This is a genomic window from Sphingomonas sp. URHD0057 (assembly GCF_000620665.1).
Taxonomy (GTDB): domain Bacteria; phylum Pseudomonadota; class Alphaproteobacteria; order Sphingomonadales; family Sphingomonadaceae; genus Sphingomicrobium.
The window spans coordinates 305,760-322,505 of the sequence record NZ_JIAU01000005.1; the positions used below are offsets into that span (position 1 = coordinate 305,760).

General features: G+C 64.6%; 13 protein-coding genes and 2 tRNA genes. 4 read left to right on the forward strand and 11 right to left on the reverse strand.

Annotation, left to right across the window (positions count from 1 at the left end):
- Positions 1 to 78 precede the first annotated feature (78 nt).
- Positions 79 to 169: transfer RNA gene (locus N539_RS0101710), tRNA-Ser, on the forward strand.
- Positions 170 to 171: 2 nt separating this feature from the next.
- Here N539_RS0101710 and N539_RS0101715 read toward each other — a convergent pair.
- Entirely contained in the window at positions 172 to 1,902 is a 1,731-nt protein-coding gene (locus tag N539_RS0101715; RefSeq protein ID WP_028968863.1) for a cytochrome c biogenesis protein DipZ, read from the reverse strand.
- Positions 1,903 to 1,976: 74 nt separating this feature from the next.
- Between N539_RS0101715 and msrB the strand changes: the two genes are divergently transcribed.
- The gene (gene msrB, locus N539_RS0101720) at positions 1,977 to 2,459 is read left to right on the forward strand and encodes a peptide-methionine (R)-S-oxide reductase MsrB (RefSeq protein ID WP_028968864.1); all 483 of its coding nucleotides are present in this window, start codon (positions 1,977 to 1,979) and stop codon (positions 2,457 to 2,459) included.
- Between the two features lie 3 nt (positions 2,460 to 2,462).
- Here the strand turns inward: msrB and N539_RS0101725 are convergent, their stop codons facing one another.
- Entirely contained in the window at positions 2,463 to 2,786 is a 324-nt protein-coding gene (locus tag N539_RS0101725) for a hypothetical protein (protein WP_028968865.1), read from the reverse strand.
- Positions 2,787 to 2,913: 127 nt separating this feature from the next.
- On the opposite strand from N539_RS0101725, the gene N539_RS14940 reads away from it, so the two are divergent.
- Complete coding sequence (locus N539_RS14940) at positions 2,914 to 3,792, forward strand: aldose 1-epimerase (protein WP_037551680.1); 879 nt, start codon at positions 2,914 to 2,916, stop codon at positions 3,790 to 3,792.
- Between the two features lie 68 nt (positions 3,793 to 3,860).
- Positions 3,861 to 3,953, forward strand: a tRNA-Ser gene (locus tag N539_RS0101735).
- A gap of 11 nt (positions 3,954 to 3,964) precedes the next feature.
- Here N539_RS0101735 and N539_RS0101740 read toward each other — a convergent pair.
- From N539_RS0101740 to N539_RS0101780, 9 genes are all read right to left on the reverse strand, one after another.
- Positions 3,965 to 5,551: a serine hydrolase gene (locus N539_RS0101740; RefSeq protein WP_037551682.1), complete on the reverse strand. Its 1,587-nt coding sequence runs from the start codon at positions 5,549 to 5,551 to the stop codon at positions 3,965 to 3,967.
- A 3-nt stretch (positions 5,552 to 5,554) separates the two neighbouring features.
- The gene (locus N539_RS0101745; protein ID WP_028968867.1) at positions 5,555 to 6,721 is read right to left on the reverse strand and encodes a YkvI family membrane protein; all 1,167 of its coding nucleotides are present in this window, start codon (positions 6,719 to 6,721) and stop codon (positions 5,555 to 5,557) included.
- Positions 6,718 to 7,698, reverse strand: coding sequence for a class A beta-lactamase (bla, locus tag N539_RS0101750; RefSeq protein ID WP_028968868.1), 981 nt, complete (start codon positions 7,696 to 7,698; stop codon positions 6,718 to 6,720). Before bla ends, N539_RS0101745 begins: the two co-directional genes overlap by 4 nt.
- Positions 7,686 to 8,735, reverse strand: coding sequence for a DUF1611 domain-containing protein (locus N539_RS0101755; protein WP_231462813.1), 1,050 nt, complete (start codon positions 8,733 to 8,735; stop codon positions 7,686 to 7,688). The genes bla and N539_RS0101755 overlap by 13 nt, the downstream gene beginning before the upstream one ends.
- Positions 8,736 to 8,768: 33 nt before the next feature.
- Positions 8,769 to 11,126: a TonB-dependent receptor gene (locus N539_RS0101760; RefSeq protein WP_081774165.1), complete on the reverse strand. Its 2,358-nt coding sequence runs from the start codon at positions 11,124 to 11,126 to the stop codon at positions 8,769 to 8,771.
- Between the two features lie 62 nt (positions 11,127 to 11,188).
- Positions 11,189 to 12,319 carry a dipeptidase gene (locus N539_RS0101765; protein WP_037551687.1) on the reverse strand — a complete coding sequence of 377 codons (1,131 nt, stop codon included), beginning with the start codon at positions 12,317 to 12,319 and terminating at the stop codon, positions 11,189 to 11,191.
- Positions 12,312 to 13,643 (reverse strand): peptide MFS transporter, encoded by a 1,332-nt coding sequence (locus tag N539_RS14945; RefSeq protein ID WP_051531176.1) that lies wholly within the window; start codon positions 13,641 to 13,643, stop codon positions 12,312 to 12,314. The genes N539_RS0101765 and N539_RS14945 overlap by 8 nt, the downstream gene beginning before the upstream one ends.
- Positions 13,640 to 14,656: a dipeptide epimerase gene (locus N539_RS0101775; RefSeq protein ID WP_028968872.1), complete on the reverse strand. Its 1,017-nt coding sequence runs from the start codon at positions 14,654 to 14,656 to the stop codon at positions 13,640 to 13,642. The genes N539_RS14945 and N539_RS0101775 overlap by 4 nt, the downstream gene beginning before the upstream one ends.
- Positions 14,656 to 16,647, reverse strand: a complete 1,992-nt coding sequence (locus N539_RS0101780) for a serine hydrolase domain-containing protein (RefSeq protein WP_028968873.1) — start codon at positions 16,645 to 16,647, stop codon at positions 14,656 to 14,658. The genes N539_RS0101775 and N539_RS0101780 overlap by 1 nt, the downstream gene beginning before the upstream one ends.
- Positions 16,648 to 16,746 lie beyond the last annotated feature (99 nt).

Here is a 16,746-nt window from a genome sequence, read left to right on the forward strand (position 1 = left end):
CTAGGGAGCGTCGCTAGGCCCGGCAACCTTGCCCAGCCGAACGTCGATCCCTAGAGGAACGCGCTTCCAGCGATATGCGGAGCGGTGGCCGAGTGGTCGAAGGCGCTCGCCTGGAAAGTGAGTATACGGCAAAACCGTATCGAGGGTTCGAATCCCTCCCGCTCCGCCACTTCAGCCAAAGGTGAAGGAGAAGGCCTCGGCGCCCGGATCGAGAAACTCGATCGTGAAGGTGCGGTCGCGGATCGGGCCTTTCTGCCGGACCAGCTGGTAGAGGCGCTGAGCTGTCACTGTGCCCGAACCGTCGGCCTTCGCGTCCATGCCTGTGTCGGAGCCGAGCGGTTGACCGTCGAGGGTGACGCGATAGCGCACCGGCTTGCCGCTCGCCGAGCCGAGCACGAGGTGAAGGTCGCGGGCGTGGAAGCGGAAGCTGATCTTCGCGCCCGCCGCCAGCGATCGCGCGCTCTGCCGTCCGTCCAACCACTGGCCTTCGAATGTCCAGTCGTTCCGGGCCAGCGGCGCCGCGGCGTAGTTCTTCGCCTGGTCGTGAACGAGCCCGCCCGGCGAGACGAAGCGGTCGGCGCGGGCATAGCCGATATAGGTTTCGGGTGAGCCGATGTCGTTGCGAGCCGCCGCCGCCTCGGCGCCGGCGGCGCTGATACCGGTCAGCGAGCCTGCGGGCGCGTGACCGGCCTCGGCAAGAAGCTGGCGGATGACGCGTTCCGACATCGCATAATCGCCTTCGCCGAAATGATGGTAGCGAACGCGCCCCTGCGCATCGACGAAGTAATGCGCGGGCCAATAGTTGTTCTTGAGCGCGCGCCACAAATTATAGCCATTGTCGAGCGCGACAGGGTAGCGGACGCCGAGGTCGTGGATCGCTCGCTCGACATTGGCCGGCTCACGCTCGAAGGCGAACTCCGGCGCATGGACGCCGATGACGACGAGGCCGTCCTTGCGGTATTTCTCGTCCCACGCCTTCACATATGGCAACGAGCGCAGGCAATTGATGCAGCTGTAGGTCCAGAAGTCGATCACCACGACCTTGCCCTTGAGCTGCTCGCGGGTCAGCGGGCTGGTGTTGAACCATGGTCCCAGCCCGTCGAGTGGGGGAAGCGCGCCCTCGACCGGGAGGATCAGCTCTCCCATCTTGCCCGTTCGAGCAGTCGTCTCGTTCATCTGCTGGCTCGCGCCGAGCTTGCGCGCGAGGCTTGATTCGAGGCTCGCCGTCTGGGCGCTCGACAGCTTGGACAGGACTCGGGTGTCGAAACCGAGCGCGATTGCGCCGACGCCGATGAGCACGAGGACGCCGAGCACTTGGCGTATGCGCTCGCTGGCCCCGAGCGACTTCTTCATCCGCGCGAACACGGTGCCGCCGACCAGCAGCGCAAGGGCGAGCGAGGTTGCGGCGCCGAGCGCATAGGCCAGCAGCAACAGCGACGTCGTGGCGCTGGCCCCCTGGAATGCCGCGGCGGTGAAGATGATGCCGAGGATCGGACCCGCACACGGCGCCCACAGCAGGCCCGTGGCGACGCCCAGCACGGCCGATGACCAGATACTCTCCTTTTCGCCGGGCTGCCGCTCCGACAGGCGCGAGCCGAGCGCAACCAGCGGCCGGGTCATGCGGTCCGAGATGGATGGGAAGACGAGAGCAATGCCGAACAGGGCGAGGAGGATCAGCGCCGCCCAGCGCCCGATCTCATTGGCACGCACGGCCCAGCCGCCGCCGACCGCGGCAAGCGTGGCGACGATCGCAAAGGTCGCGGCCATGCCGACGAGCATCGGCAGCGTGCTGCGGGCGAAGCTCCGTCCGGCGCGCGCGAAGACGAACGGCAGCACGGGCAGGATGCACGGGCTGACAATGGTGAGGATGCCGCCGAGATAGGCGAGAAGGATGATCAGCATATGGGGAGTCTGGCTCCATTCAGGTCGAGTCGGCTAGTCGACGGACGCATAACGTTTCGGAGCTATAACCAAGAATGAACGACCGCAGGATGTTTTTGGGCATTGCCGGCGCGGGGGCGGTCAGCCTGCTGCTGTTCGGCCGATCGAGCGGCGCAGCTGCGAACCTGCATTTCGCCGTCAACCGCAGCCCCGCGCAATGGCGGCAGATCCTCGGATCGGAGCGGTATCACGTGCTGCGCGAGGCGGGGACCGAACGCGCGTTCACCAGCCTGCTGCTGAACGAGCACCGCAAGGGCACGTTCGTCTGCGCGGGCTGCGCGCTACCGCTGTTCAATTCGGCGACGAAGTTCGAGAGTGGCACCGGCTGGCCAAGCTTCTGGCGGCCGTTGCCGCACGCCGTCGTCGAGCGCGCCGATCGCAGCCTGCTGATGGAGCGCACGGAAGTGCTGTGCGCGCGCTGCGGCGGCCACCTCGGCCACGTCTTCGACGATGGGCCAAGGCCGACCGGTCTTCGCTATTGCATGAACGGGCTGGCGCTGAAGTTCAGGCCAGCCTGAGCGTCAGCCGACGATGCGCAGTTTCCCGCGCTTACCCGGCGCGGCGTAGCACACCACGCCCAGCTCGGCCTGGAGCCGCTCGAGCTCCTTCGCCTTGGCCTCTTTCTCGGCCTCGGCGTAGCGCTTCTCGCACTCCGCCTCTTCCGCCGTCTGATCGCGCATGTAGGTGATGGTGATCCGGCGGCCGAACACGTCGTCGCCGCGCAGCCTCAGCTCGGCTTCGGCATGGTCGGGAAGGCTGCCGCGCACTTCAGCAAGTTTTTCGATCAGCTCGTCGAGCGGAACATGATCGCCGATATCGACGAACTCTTTGACGCGTCTACTCATTCGTGACCCTCCCCGGCCCCCGGGGCGTTAAATACCTTTGGCGCGATTCGGCGCGCAATGCTGGGAGCCGATTTATCCCCAACGAAGTTTCCTCCTTGTGAATAGTTTTGAAAGGCAACCTGCAGGAATGGATCGGCTCACATTGTCGTGCGGCCGGCTGCGACTGGCGCTAAGTCCTTCAGTCGGTGGCAGTATTTCGGCATTTGAATGGGACGATGGGGATAACGCGCGACCCATATTGCGCAAATGCCACAGCGGTTCCGAAAACGTCCTCGAAGCCGCCAGCTTTCCCCTCGTGCCCTACGTCAATCGAATCCGCGAGGGGCGTTTCACTTTCCGCGGCCGGCAGGTGCGGATCGCGCCCAACATGCCGGGCGACCCCAGTCCGCTGCACGGCCAGGGCTGGCTCAATTCCTGGACAGTCGAAGAGGCAAGGGAAGATCGGGCCCTGCTGAGCTTTCATCACCCCGCCGGTGAATGGCCGTGGGAGTATGACGCGCAACAGGAGTTCGTGCTCGACGAGACGGGCCTTTCGGTGGGACTGATCTGCCGAAATCGGAGCCAGGAACCGATGCCCTGCGGGCTTGGCCAGCACCCGTATTTCCCATGCGGTCCGGAGACGCAGCTGGACACCCGCGTGACTCATGCGTGGACGATCGATCAGCATGTCTTGCCGGTCGACAAGGTTGTCGCTGACGGCCGCTACGATTTGCGGGAGCGCCTGGTGTGCGGCCAGGACCTCGACAACGGCTTCGGCGGGTGGAACGGGGAAGCAAGGCTGACCGATCCAGGTTGGCCCTACGCGGTGACGCTGTCCTCGCTCGAGGCGCGCTTCTTCCAGCTTTATTCGCCGGTCGATGGGGGCATTTTCGTCGCCGAGCCGGTGACTCACGCCAATGCCGCGCTCAACGCGCCCGAGGAGCAATGGGCCGAGCTCGGCATGCGAGTACTCGAGCCGGGGGAAGCGATGCGGCTCGACCTGCGGCTGGAGGTTGTCGCTGCCTGAGCCGTTCAGGTTGAAGCCGGGGAATCTCGCCTATATAGGCGCGTCTCCCCAATCGGGGGCCGCTTAACGGAGACGTGGGTGAGTGGCTGAAACCAGCGGTTTGCTAAACCGCCGTAGGGGGTATTCCCCTACCGAGGGTTCGAATCCCTCCGTCTCCGCCATTTAGCGCGCGTCAGGACCCTTCGCGGGTGAACAGCAGGTCCTGATAATCCCAGCTGAAGTCGGCGGTGGGGGACACCGGCTTCATCGTTACCCGGTCGACCTTGCCGTCCGCGTCGATCGAGAAACTCACATAAGCGGGCTCGACCCATTTCAGCGCCGGGTTCGTCTTGAACGTGTCGTATTGATAGTGGGTCAGCGGCCCCTGCATGCCGGTCGAGTGCGGGAAGTCGATGGTCAGGCCCGCGCCGGCCTGGCGCACCTTGATCGTGCCGTACCACGGGTCAGCATAGTCGCCGACGTAGCGATCGAGCGTAAGCGAAGGGCCGACGCCCGCGGGCTTCGCTGCGGCCGCCTGCACCTGTTTCGCGGCCTGGTTGAGCTTGTCGATCTTGTAGTCATGCCACTTCTCCGGCCACTGGTACCGTGGAAGTCCGAGATAGTGGTCGAGAAGCTCGTACTCGAGGCCGCGGATGATCTCCCCATCTTCGCTATTCGCCGCGATGTAGATCCCGACGTTCTTGTCCGGAATCAGCGTCACGGTCGCTTGCGAACCGAGCACGGCACCATCGTGCGCCACCAAATGCGCGCCGCGATAGTCGGTCCGGTCCCAGCCCAAAGCGTAGAGGTTGTAGTGCGGTTGGGCCGCCGCGAACTCCGCCGGATAATGCGGGATCGGCTGGATCACCAACGGCGTCCACATCACGTCGGACTGTTCCTCGGAGAACAGCCGCTTGTCGCTGCCCGGGATCTTGCCGCGGCCGAGCTGGGTCAGCAGCCATTTGCTCATGTCGTTGGCGCTGATGGCGAGGCCGCCGGCCGGCGCGGAGTTCTGCGCGATGGTCGCATTTTCATCGAGCGGCGTCTGCGTGCCGAGCCCGACGATCGCCCCGCCGAAGCGGCTGTGCGGCCGGGCATGGTTGGGGTTCGCCTGATAATCCGCGTCGGTGTCGGTCGAATTCCTCATTCCGAGCGGAGCGAAGACGCGGTTCCGGACATATTGCTCCCAGGTCTCGCCGCTGACCTCCTCGATCAACTGGCCCGCCGCCATGTAGAGGATGTTGTCGTAGGCATAATCGCTGCGGAAGCTGGTTGCCGGCTTCAAATGGCGAATGCGCCGCACCGTCTCCTTGCGCGACAAGGTGCTGTTCGGAAGGAACAGCAGGTCGCCCTGGCCGAGACCCAATCCGCTGCGGTGGACGAGGAGGTCGCGGATCGTCATCTCGCGCGTCACCCACGGGTCCCACATGCGGAAATCGGGCATGTGATCGATGACCTTGTCGTCCCATTTGAGCTTGCCGGCATCGACCAGGGTCGCGAGCGCCGCGTTGGTGAAGGCCTTGCCGGTCGATCCGGTGAAGAAGATCGTGTCGGCGTCCACCGGCTGGTTGGTCGAGATGTCGCGGACGCCCCAGCCGTGGGCGAGCGTGACTTGGCCGTCCTCCACGATCGCGATCGTCACTCCGGGGACGCCGAACTGCTTTCGCAGCTGCTCGACACGCTGCTCGAACCCGGCCGGCGGCGCGGCCGCCGCGACCGAGGCGAGCAAGGACGCGGCAAGGGCAATGGACGCGCGGGCGAAACCGGCGGGTTTCAGCATGATTTACTCCTGGGCTTCGGCAACGCCGTGGGGACGCGGGGTCGGGGCGTCGGGATCGGGAGCGGTTCCAAGCACTTCCTTGGTGTGTGAGAGCTGCCAGATCCCAATCGTGACCAGCGGAAGGATAAAGGTGGCAAGTAGCGCGTAAGCCAGCGCGCGATACCCCGTGGCGATCAGCGCGACGAGGCCGAAGCGGCTCGCGAGGAACATGCAGCCGACGAGCAGGACGAGCGCGATGGCGAGGCGTGCACGACGCGACAAAGGCTCGCCGCGGCGAGCGAGGACGACATGGTTGATCCGCTCGTTGATGGCGTGGACCGAGCTGGTCCCGCTCTCGAGCAGAGCCGAGAAAATCATCAGCTGGAACAACAGGTGGAAGGCTGGAATGCCGATGCGCTGAAGCATGAAGTCCGCGGGCAGGGTCGCGCTTTGGACCTCGGGATAGAAGGCCACCATCGGAATGAAGAAGAGAAGCGCAGGGATCATCGTGAGTGGGCCCGCGACGACGCCCGCAACGACCGCATCGCGATCGCTGACCAGGTGCCGCAACACGGGGAGGATCACGGCCGCGCCGATAATGTTGTAGCCGAAATAAGTGAGCCCGCTCAGCGCCCACCCGGACGTTTGCGGATGTGTCGCGAAGCCGCCCGGGACGCGCGCGCCGAATTTCCACAAGGCGAGGACAATGAACACCGCGTAGATCGCGTACAGATAGTAGGAGACGTCGCGGAACAGCCGCTCGACGGCCTTGTTGCCGAACGCGACGACGCCCGCGATGCATGCCGCGAGGACGACCGTCCCGGCCCACACCGGCGCACCGAAGACGGCATTGCCGATCGCTCCGGCCGCCGCGCCGTAAACCGCGAGGATCAGCACCACGAAAAGGGCATAGGCGAGCTCGAACAAATGCCAGGCGGGGCCCATCAGCCGCTTGAAGAAGCTCCGGTAATCGAAGGTCTGGAAGCGCCGCGCGAGGACGAAGGTGAGCGCGCAGAAGATGCTGAACAGCAAGGTTGCGAACAGGATCGCATAGAGCCCGCCCCAAGGCCCGTTTGAGAGGAAGAACTCGGCAAGCTCGCGGCCGGTCGCGTAGCCGCCTCCGATCACAACGGCTTTGACGCCGAGGCCGGGGAGGAGGAGGCGATTGAACCAGCTCGGCCGCTCGCTCATCGCGCGGCCCCGAACAGGAAATAATCGTATAGCGCCCGGGCGACGTCGGCGATCACTCGCTCGCGTACCTCGAACGGCTGTCGGCTTTCCTTGATGAAGATCGCCATGATCACTTTGCCGCCGTCGCCCGGCAGCGTGACCAGCCCGACATTGTTGACCGAGCCGCCGATCGTCCCGGTCTTCTCGGCGACCACGGTGTCCTCAGGCAGCCGGGCGCGAATGCGCGCCTTGCCCGTCGTGTTGCGCTCCATGATCCCGGTCAGGAGCTTGGTGCTCGCAGAGCTCAGCGCCTTGCCGGTAAAGATGCGCTGGAGGAGCGTGCCCATGGCGAGTGGCGTCGCAGTATCCTTGGGATCCTTGTCGAACTTGGGATCGGGCTTGTCGCCGATGTCTTCGAGCTTGGGATTCGCCTTCAAGCCTGCTTCGAGCGATTCGGGGAACGACGGGCCCGGCGGCAGGCCGTAAAAGTCGCGGATGAGACCCGCGGTGTCGCGATCGACACGCAGGCCTTCGATGCCCTGGGAGCGCACCCATGCCGTGACTGCGGTGGGGCCGCCGGCGAGCTTGGTCAGTACATCGGTCGCGGTGTTGTCGCTGACCGTCAGCATCAACTCGAGCAGGTTCCTGACCGACACGCTGACGCCGTCGTAGCGGAAGGTCGAGGCAAGTCCTTCGGACTCGACCATCATCGCGTGCGGAACCGGCACGAGTTGGTCGAGCGAGAGTTTTCCACCGTCGACATCCGCCAGAATTTTTCCCGCGACCGCGACCTTGAAAGTGCTCGCCATGGGGAAGCCCTGGTCGGCGTTGACGAGCACGCGCGGCCCCGCGCCATCGAGCCGCCAGGCGGCAATGCCGACAACGCCTTCGGCGGGCTTCGCTAGATGCGAAAGCTCCGACTGCAGCGCCTGCGTCGGCTCGGCCGCCAGGGCCGGTGACGAGAAACCGATCATCAGCGCGAGGATCAACGTACGCATGAATCGACCAGCCTTTCGAACTCGCTTCCGCCGCGCATCGGGTCGGCGACAGGCACGCCTAAGCGCAAGCTTTCCTGCTCCATCAGCTGGCGCGCTTCGTCCGCGTCGAGCGAAGCCGTATTAAAGCTGACGCCGCCGAGGCGGATCGCAGGGTTGGTGCGCGAACCAAGTATGATCGTCAGGTCGATGATCTCCTCGACGCTCGGTACCGCGAACGCCTCATCGCCGAGCAGGCGCTCCCGGCTCGGGTCGTGGCAGACGACGAAGACGTCCGCCTGGCTTCCCTGGAGCAGCGAGAGGGAGACGCCGGCAAAAGCCGGGTGGAGCAGCGAGCCTTGGCCCTCGATCACGTCCCAATGATCGTCCGCCGCTTCCGGACTGAGCATTTCAGCGGCGCCGGCGGCGAAGTCCGCTACCACCGCGTCCAGCGGGATGCCGCGCCCGGCGATCATGATCCCGGTCTGCCCGGTTGCGCGAAAGTCGGAGTCGATGCCGCGCTTACGAAGCGCGCGGGCGATCGCGAGCGCCGTATATTTCTTGCCCAGGGCGCAATCCGTCCCGACCGTCAGCAGCCGGTTGCCGCCGCGCTTCAATCCGGTTGCGATCGGGATTCGGGCGGGCGGCCGGCGAACGTCGATCAGCTGTCGCCCCGACTTGGCCGCGGCATCGCGAAGCGCGGGCAAGTCGCCCAACCGCGCGTGCATCCCGCTGATGATGTCGAGGCCCGCTTCCAGCGCTTCGACAAGGGCCGCAAGCCAAGCGTCGGCAATGAACCCGCCGGAGTTTGCGACACCGATCACCAGCGCTTGCGCGCCGGCGGCCTTGGCTTCCCGGGGCGACAGGCGCGGGAGGCCTGTCGTCACCGTCGCGCTAGGCAACGCAAACTCCCCGACGCACTTGTCCCCCGCCCAGTCGCGAAGCCCGAACGCGGTCTTGGCGTAACCGGGTTCGGTCGTATCCCCCAAGAACAGGAGGTAGGGCTGGGGAAGGTCCAGCTCGTCAGATGCTGGCGAGCCCAGGCTCCGCACGCTTGCCACTACCTCCTGCTTCCTGCTTGCACTTGACTGATCCTAACGATCGAAATTGGCCGTGAGAGTGAGGCCGATGGTCCGCGGACGGATGACGGAAACCGCGGCGGCGTTGTTCGGGAAGCTGGGCGAATTGATCGGCGGAATGAAGTCGGGGAACGCGAAGGCGTCTGTGATCCCGCGCTTGTCGAACAGGTTGTGCGCGAACGCTTCAATCCTGAACCGGTCAATGGTCACACCGGCGCGAAGATCGACCTCGGTATAGCTCGGAATCTTGACCAGCGAGCCGTCTTCACGCCGCTCGCCGAACTCCGTGGTCCGCTTCCCGACATAGTTGGCGCTCGCGCCCACGAAGCCCTCGGTGCCGCCTCCCAGCGAGAATTCGTAGTCGGCGTGGAGAGCACCGCTCCACTTCGGCACCCACGGAAGCGGGTCGCCGCGTAATCCGCCCGTGTCCTCCGGCGTGTCTTCCTTGAGCTTGCCGTTCGTATATGCGCCGTTGGTAGTCAGGGTGAGCCCGGGCGCTGGCCGCAGTGCGCCCGAAAACTCGAGACCGTTGACCCGTGCCTTGCCGCCGTTGCCGTTGATGCCTGTGTCGTTGACGCGGGCGAAGATCTGAATGTTCCTCCAGTCGATGTGGTAGAGCGCCAATTCCGCCGACCACAGCCGGCCATCGGGGGCTTCAGCCTTGATCCCCGCCTCCCAGTTGGTGAGGCGATCGGCGTCATAGGTCGCCGGCACGCCGGGCGGACTTCCTACAGGTATGACGTTCGGGCCGCCGGGGCGATAGCCGCTGGCCACCCGTGCATAGACCGACGCGTGATCGCTCAGCTCATATCGCGGCGCTACCGAGTAAGTGAACACCGTCTCGGAAGAGTGAAGGTCGTTGCCCTCGGCGTTGCCGAGCAGGTCGGAATCGATCAGCAGGTCCGCCCGCTGCTTGTTGTGGGCGAGCCGGCCGCCGACCGTCACGTCGAAGCGCGGGGTCGCGTGCCAGGTCGCGTTCGCGAAGCCGGCGGTCTCGGTATATTTCGAATGAAGGAAGATGTTCGCGATCTGCTTCACGTCGGGCGCGATGATGTCCGTGCCGAATTCCGTCGCGAAGTAGTTTTGCGGATCGATGGCCGACTTCTCATGCGTGTAGAAAGCGCCGATCAGCCATTCGAAATGCTCGTTGTTGGGCGACGATAAACGAAATTCCTGCGTGAACTTGTCCGTCGCCGTCTGTTGGAAGAGCTCGAGGCCAAGCGGGCGCGTAACCGGCGCATCGACGACCAGCGGATTGCCGATCGCCGCCAGGAAGCTGATCGTTGCCGCGAGGTCCTGAATGAACGACGCGTCGGTTTCCAACTTCTCGGAGAACGTGGAATAGGCGGTCGATGAGAAGAGGTTGGCGAAACCGAGATCCCAGTCGAGCGTCCCGTTGTAGACCCGATATTTGATCCGCGTCGGCTCGGGCTGATAGCGTGACTGGACGTAGTCGCCGTAAAGCGGTTTCAAGGTATCCGGATCGGCTTCGAACGCGTCACTTGCCCCGGAATTCAAGTTCTGCGCGAATGCTGTCAGACGGACCGAAACCGCCTCGGTCGGACTCAACAGCAGCGAGGCGCGGCCGCCGAAGCTTTTCTTGTCGTTGATGTCGTCCTTGACGAGGGTGCGACCGAGTTCTCCGCCGAGGAAGTTCGCGATCGGGTTGTTGCCGATCGAATCGATGTATCCGTGATCCTTACGGTAGAATCCGTTGATGCGAATGGCGGCCTTGTCGCCGAGCGGAGCGTTCACGACCGCGGCACCGTTGTATCCCATTCCACCGTGCGCGGTGGTCTCGATGCCAGTCTGGGCGCGCGCCTCGAACCGGCCCAGTTTGGGCGCAGTGGTGATGTACCGCAGAACGCCGCCAAACGAGCTTGCACCGTACAAAGTGCCCTGCGGGCCGCGGAGGACCTCGATGCGATTGAGGTCGAACGGATCGAAGTCGCCCGAAAGAATGGCGCCGTTCGCTAGTCCGGTGCTCGATCCGAATGGCACATCGTCCATGAATATGGCGACGGTCGAGGCAACTCCTCCGGTGTTCGCGCCGCGCAACGTGATGCGCGTCACGCCGGCGGTGCTTCCATTGATGCTGAATCCCGGGACGAGCGAGAGATAGTCCTGGAAATTGGTTGCCTGATGCCGCTCCAGTGTATCTCCGCCGATGACCGTCACCGAAGAGGGAACCTCGAGTAGCACCTGTGCGCGCTTCTGCGCGGTGACGATGATGCCCTGCGAATTGTCATCCGTGACCCTCTGGTTGGCGGGCGTCGCGTTGGTCGCTTCGCTGACCGCCGTCGCCGGCGACGACGGAGCGTCCTGCGCATAGGCCGGCGTGCAGACGGCGAGACCCGCCGCGGCGGATGCCATCAGCTGCGTTTTCGTTCCCACTAGCATTCCCATTCTCCCCTTCATTTCGCGCCCATCGAGCGTCAGCTCCACGTCGCGCCGAGCAACCGGCGAAAATTTCCCCCAAGGACCAGGCGGATATTGTCGTCCGAGTAGCCGCGCCTGATCAGCTGCTCGGTTAGGTCGAAAATCTTTTGGGGGTGATCGAAGCCGTCGATGTCGATCTTGTCGCGGAAAGCGTAGCTCGCTTTGTAGCCCGCCTTCAGCTGCTTGTACTGGTCCGGCGGCATGTCGTCGTAGCCGTTCAAGTCGGCGTCCGAGCCGATGCCGACATGCTCTATCCCGACCAGCTTCGCGACATGATCGACGTGGTCGGCCATGTCGGAGACCGTCGTCGGATCGGTCGCCTTGATGAACATGCGAACGCCCGTGATGCCCATTACTCCGCCCTTGGCGGCGAGCTTCTGGATCACTTCGTCGCTCTTGTTGCGCGGGTGCGGATTGAGCGCCTTGCAATTGGAATGGGTGACCGCGATCGGCTTAGCGGACAGCGCGATCGCGTCGAGCGTGGTTCGCTCGCCCGAATGCGATGTGTCGATCAGCATGCCGGTCTTGTTCATCGCGGTGATGATCTCTTGGCCGAAGTCGCTGACGCCGCCGTCGATGCGGTCCGTCGATCCCGAGCCGATCAAATTCTGGCTGTTGTAGGTGAGCTGCGCGCAGCGAAGCCCGAGGCGGTAGAAATATTTGACGTCCTCGGCAGTCTCGAACTGGTCGGCGTTCTGCAGCCCCATGATGATCGCGTACTTGCCCTCGGCCTTGGCGTGGTCGATGTCCGCCGCGGTGCCGACCAGCGTGAAATAATCCGCCTGCCGCCCGACCCAGCCTTGATATGACGCGAGGAAATCAAGCGCCTGGGTCTTCGCGCCCGGCGCGCCGATGCCGATGCTGTGATGGAAGCCGGTAATCCCCGAAGCCTTGAACTCGGCGATGTCCTTGGGTCCGAACGGCTGGTCGAAGAACTTGGGATCGAAATCGAGCTTGAGCGGCGCGAGCATGTCGATGACGAGGCTGTCGTGGACGACCTTGATCGCGCGCGCCGAATAGGTCCGGCCAGGCGCCGCGGCAAAGGCGAAGCTGCCGCGGTTGATCATCGGGAAAGCGCTCGCTGCAAGCGCGCCCTGCAAGACTCGGCGGCGGGTCAACTTACGCATTCAGGGGCCTCGCAATGCCTTCGGCAACGTCGGTGAGGTCGTCGCCACGGTCGGCGTCCGCGCTTGCGAGGATCCTCCGTGTCGGCTGATCGAGCAGGTAAAGGAACAAAGCAGCCGCAGTCGCGATTGCCGCCAGCACGACGAAGAAGCTGACGTGGTCGACGCGGCTCCACAGTCGGCCGACCTGGCCCGCCGCAAGGCTTCCGCCAAAGATCGCGAAGTACCAGGCGGCGACCGTGCTCGCGCCGAGCTTAGGCGGTGCCAGCCGCGCGAAGATGCCGAGACCGTTCGGCAGGATGTAAAGCTCGCCGACGGTGAAGATCAGGAAATAGCCGAGCAGCCACAGCCAGTGCGCGCGACCGCCGCCGGAAAATGCTTCGGCGGCCGCGACCAGCAGATAAGAGGCGGCGACCAGCAGCGCGCCGACGGCCATCTTCTGCATCACGGAAAGCTCGCGTCCCCGCTCCGCCTGGCGCCGCCAGCGAGCCAGCAACAACGGCGTCACGACCATCACCAGCAGCGGATTGAGCGAGAAGAACATCGCCGCGCCGACTTCGACGCCGCCGATCACGCGATCGACATCGTCGCGCATCCACAGGGCAATGGTGTTGCCGATCTGCTCGTACGACGCGCGGAACACGGTCACTGCCAGGCCGATGCCGAGCAGCAACAGCGCCGTATCGCGGCCGCGATGACTGGGGCGCCGATCCGTCTCAGGGGCGGCGGCCGCCTGCTCCGGCGGAAGGTAACGCTGCCCGGCGAGATAGAGGATCAGGCCGGTGAGCATCCCCACGCCGGCCGCGCCGAAGCCGTAGTGCCAGCCGTATGTCTCGCCGAGGAAACCGCAGGCGAGTGGGGCCAGGAACGCGCCGACGTTCACGCCGACATAATAGACGTTGTAAGCCCACGGCCGCCGCGGGTCGTCGGCGCGATAGAGGTCGTTGATCTGGCTAGGCAGGGTCGGGAGGAACAGGCCGTTGCCGATCGCGATGGTGGCCAGCGCAAAATAGAGCGCCGGCTGGATCGCCATCATGAAATGGCCCGCGGCCATCACCGCCGCGCCAATGATGACGGCGCGTTTCTTTCCCAGCCAGCGGTCGGCGATCGTGCCGCCGATGATCGGCGTGAAGTAGGCGAAAGCCGTGTAGAAACCGTAGATGCTGGAGGCCTTCTCCTGGCCAAACAGCAGCGTCGAGGTCATGTAGTAAACGAGGAGCGCTCGCATTCCGTAGTAGGAAAACTGCTCCCACATGTTGGTGAGGAAGAGGACGGTCAGCCCCCGCGGCTGGCCGAACCAACTCGAGGGTTGAGCCGTCGCGCTCATGCGGCAGCGGGCAGTGCGGCGCGCGATCCCCAGACGTCGTCCGGGCAGCGGATCATGCCGTCGCGATATTCGACGCTCGGCTCGCGGTCGGCGATGAGGAAGGTCGGACCGTCGAGGTCGACGACGTCGCAATGCTGGCCGACGATGAAGGCCGGCGCCATGGCGAGGCTGGTCCCCACCATGTTGCCGACCATCACCCCGAGCCCGAGGCTTTTGGCTTCCCGTGCGATCAGAAGCGCCTCGGTCAGGCCCCCGCACTTATCGAGCTTGATGTTGATCACGTCGAAGCGCGCGACGAGGCCCGCCACGTCGTCGAGCGTCAGCGCACTTTCGTCCGCGGCGATCGGTATCGGACAACGATAGCCTTCGAGATCGGCCTCGCGCCCGCGCGCCAGCGGCTGCTCCAGCAGCGACACGCGATGCGTGTTCAGCGCTTCGACCAGCGGATCGAGCTGATCCCGGGTGTATCCCTGGTTCGCATCGACGCCGAGCCACACGTCGGGCCGCGCCGCGCGGATCGCTTCGACCCGCGCAATGTCGAGCCGCAGCTCGCCGGTCAGCTTGACCTTGATCGCGCGCGCGTCCGCATAACGCCGGGCACCCTCGGCCATCACTTCCGGCTCATCGGCGCCAAGGGTGAAGGTGGTGATCAGCGGCTTGGGATCGGCGATGCCGGCGAGGCGATGCGCAGGCACGCCCTCGCGCTTGGCTTCGAGGTCCCATAGCGCGCAGTCGACCGCGTTGCGGGCGCCGCCGGCGGGCATCAGCCGGCGCAGATCCTCGCGGTCGGGGCCGTCCTCGATGGCGTGCCGGTGGGCTTCGATCTCGGCGACGATGTGGTCGGAATCGTCGCCAAAATAATAAACGCCGGCGGCTTCGCCCCTTCCGGTGAACTCACCGTCGGAGAGCTCAGCCACCACCACGTCCGAAGTTTCGAAGGTGAACCCCGAAATCCGGAACGGCGCGGAGAGACGATGAGTCTCGACGCGGTAGTGGAGGCTGAACCGGGCCATCAATAGCTCGTGGTGAGCGAGATCAGCTTGAACACCAGGGCGATGTAGAGAACCATCCCCGCCGCGATGACGAGCAGGGTGCTCCAAAGCTTGCCCGGCCAGCGCCAGCCATTCCGCCACGCGGTGTAGGCGTACCACAGCATGACCGCGAAGCCGCCGATGAAAATGATGATGCTGAGCAGCTCGAGCGGGAGGAGGAGCGTGTTGAACGATGCCTGATTGGCTAGGTCGCCAAGCATCGTCTGCGCCGCCACAAGCCAGCCGACCAGCAGCGCCACGATCGCGATCGATGCGATCCGCGTTGAGCGATAGGCCCACAGCTCGCGCTTCTCGAGCCCGAACTCCGCCTTGTACTTGCGCCGCACGAGGGCCCGTGTCGGCCACAGCAGCGCCGTGATCAGCAGGATCGCAAGCGAGAAATAGAGCAGCGGCAGGATCCAGGCTGACGAGCGGTACGTCGGGGTCCGATCGAAATCGATGATCGGCGCCAGCTCGCCGAAGCTGAAGCGCGTGGCTTTGCCGCCGGCGACATTGGCGGTGAGCAGGTCATGGCCCTCGGAATCGCGCCAGGTCATCGGTCCGACGTGGATCCACTTGCGCGGCTGGCCACCCAGATTCTTGGCGTCGGTAATCTCGGGATTGCCGTCCTTGTCGAGGGTGACCTTGGTCTGGCCGAGCAGGTCGAGCGCGGAGAGGAAGTTGGTGCGCCCGGCGCGGGTCGTCGAATAGGTCCCGACGAGTTTCTCGGCGTCAGCCCTGACGTTGGCCGGATCGACTTTGACGGCGTTCGCCGGCTCCGGGAAATAGCGGTCGGCGAAATCCGCGAACAAAGTGTCGCGGAGCGGCTGAGCCGCTCCCTCTTTCCCGGCGCTGTTCAGCGACACATAGATCCCGACATTCTTATCGAGAAACAAGTGAAGGTCGCTGTGGAACGCCTCGGTGTCGCCGCCATGAGCGATCACGCGCATCCCGTTGATGTTCGTCTCATAGAAGCCGTGCGCCATGCCGTCCCCCGCCGCGAACGGCGAGTTCGCGCGCGCATGCATGAGTTGGGCGGTTTCAGGCTTCAGGATCTGCTGGCCGTTGAATTGGCCGTTCTGGAGGTGCGCGATCATGAACCTGGCCATGTCGTCGCCCGTCGCCGACAAGGCGCCGGCCGGGGAGGCGTTCACGAATTCGAAGCCCTTCGGCTCGTCCTTGCCTGGGACATAACCCTCGGACATGAGTGGGGCGAGGTTCGCCGGCAGCGGTTGGCGGAAGGTCGAGTGGGCCATGCCGAGCGGCCCGAAGATGTGGCGCTCGAGATAGGCGTCGAACGGCTCGCCCGAGGTGCGCTGGACGATATAGCCGGCAAGGCTCGCGCCGTAGTTCGAATAGGCGGGTGTCGTGCCCGGTGCGTAGATTCGAGCCGGCGCTCCACGCTTCAACAGCGTCTCGAACGGGACTTCCTTTGGCCCGAGCGTGATCAGGTCCTTGACCGCTTCCTCGAAGCCCGGCGTGTGGGTCATCAGATTGAGGACGGTGACGGGTTTGCCCTCGCGGGGCGGAATCTTGAAATCGATGTATCGGTTGACGTCGGCGTTGAGGTCGACCTTGCCCTGCTCGACCTGCTGCATCAGCGCCGTCCAGGTGAAGAGCTTCGAGATCGATCCGGGGCGGAACAGCGTCGTCTTCGGGTCGACCTTTATTTTCTTGGCGACGTTCGCATAGCCGTAGCCTTTTTCGGCCAGGACCTGACCGTCCTTCACGACGACCACGACGGCACCAGGGATATCGCCCCTGGCGATCGCATAGGGCATGAAGCCGTCAAGCCAGGCATCGACGTCGGTCGCGGTGAGCTGTGGAGCGGCGGCCGTGGCGGTGGTGACTGGCGCAGTCGCGACCTCGGCCGATTTCGCCGCCGGAGCGGGGACCAGAGTCGGTTGTGCGATTGCGACTGACAGGCCCAAGGCTGCCAGGACGCCAGCGACAAGCGGCGCGAATTTCTTCATTTCAGGCTCTCCCCAACCTATATGTTTGCCCATGCGGGCGGTTGGCCTTATCGTATATCAATTGGCCTGATGGGGACCATATGATCCTGATTAGAAACT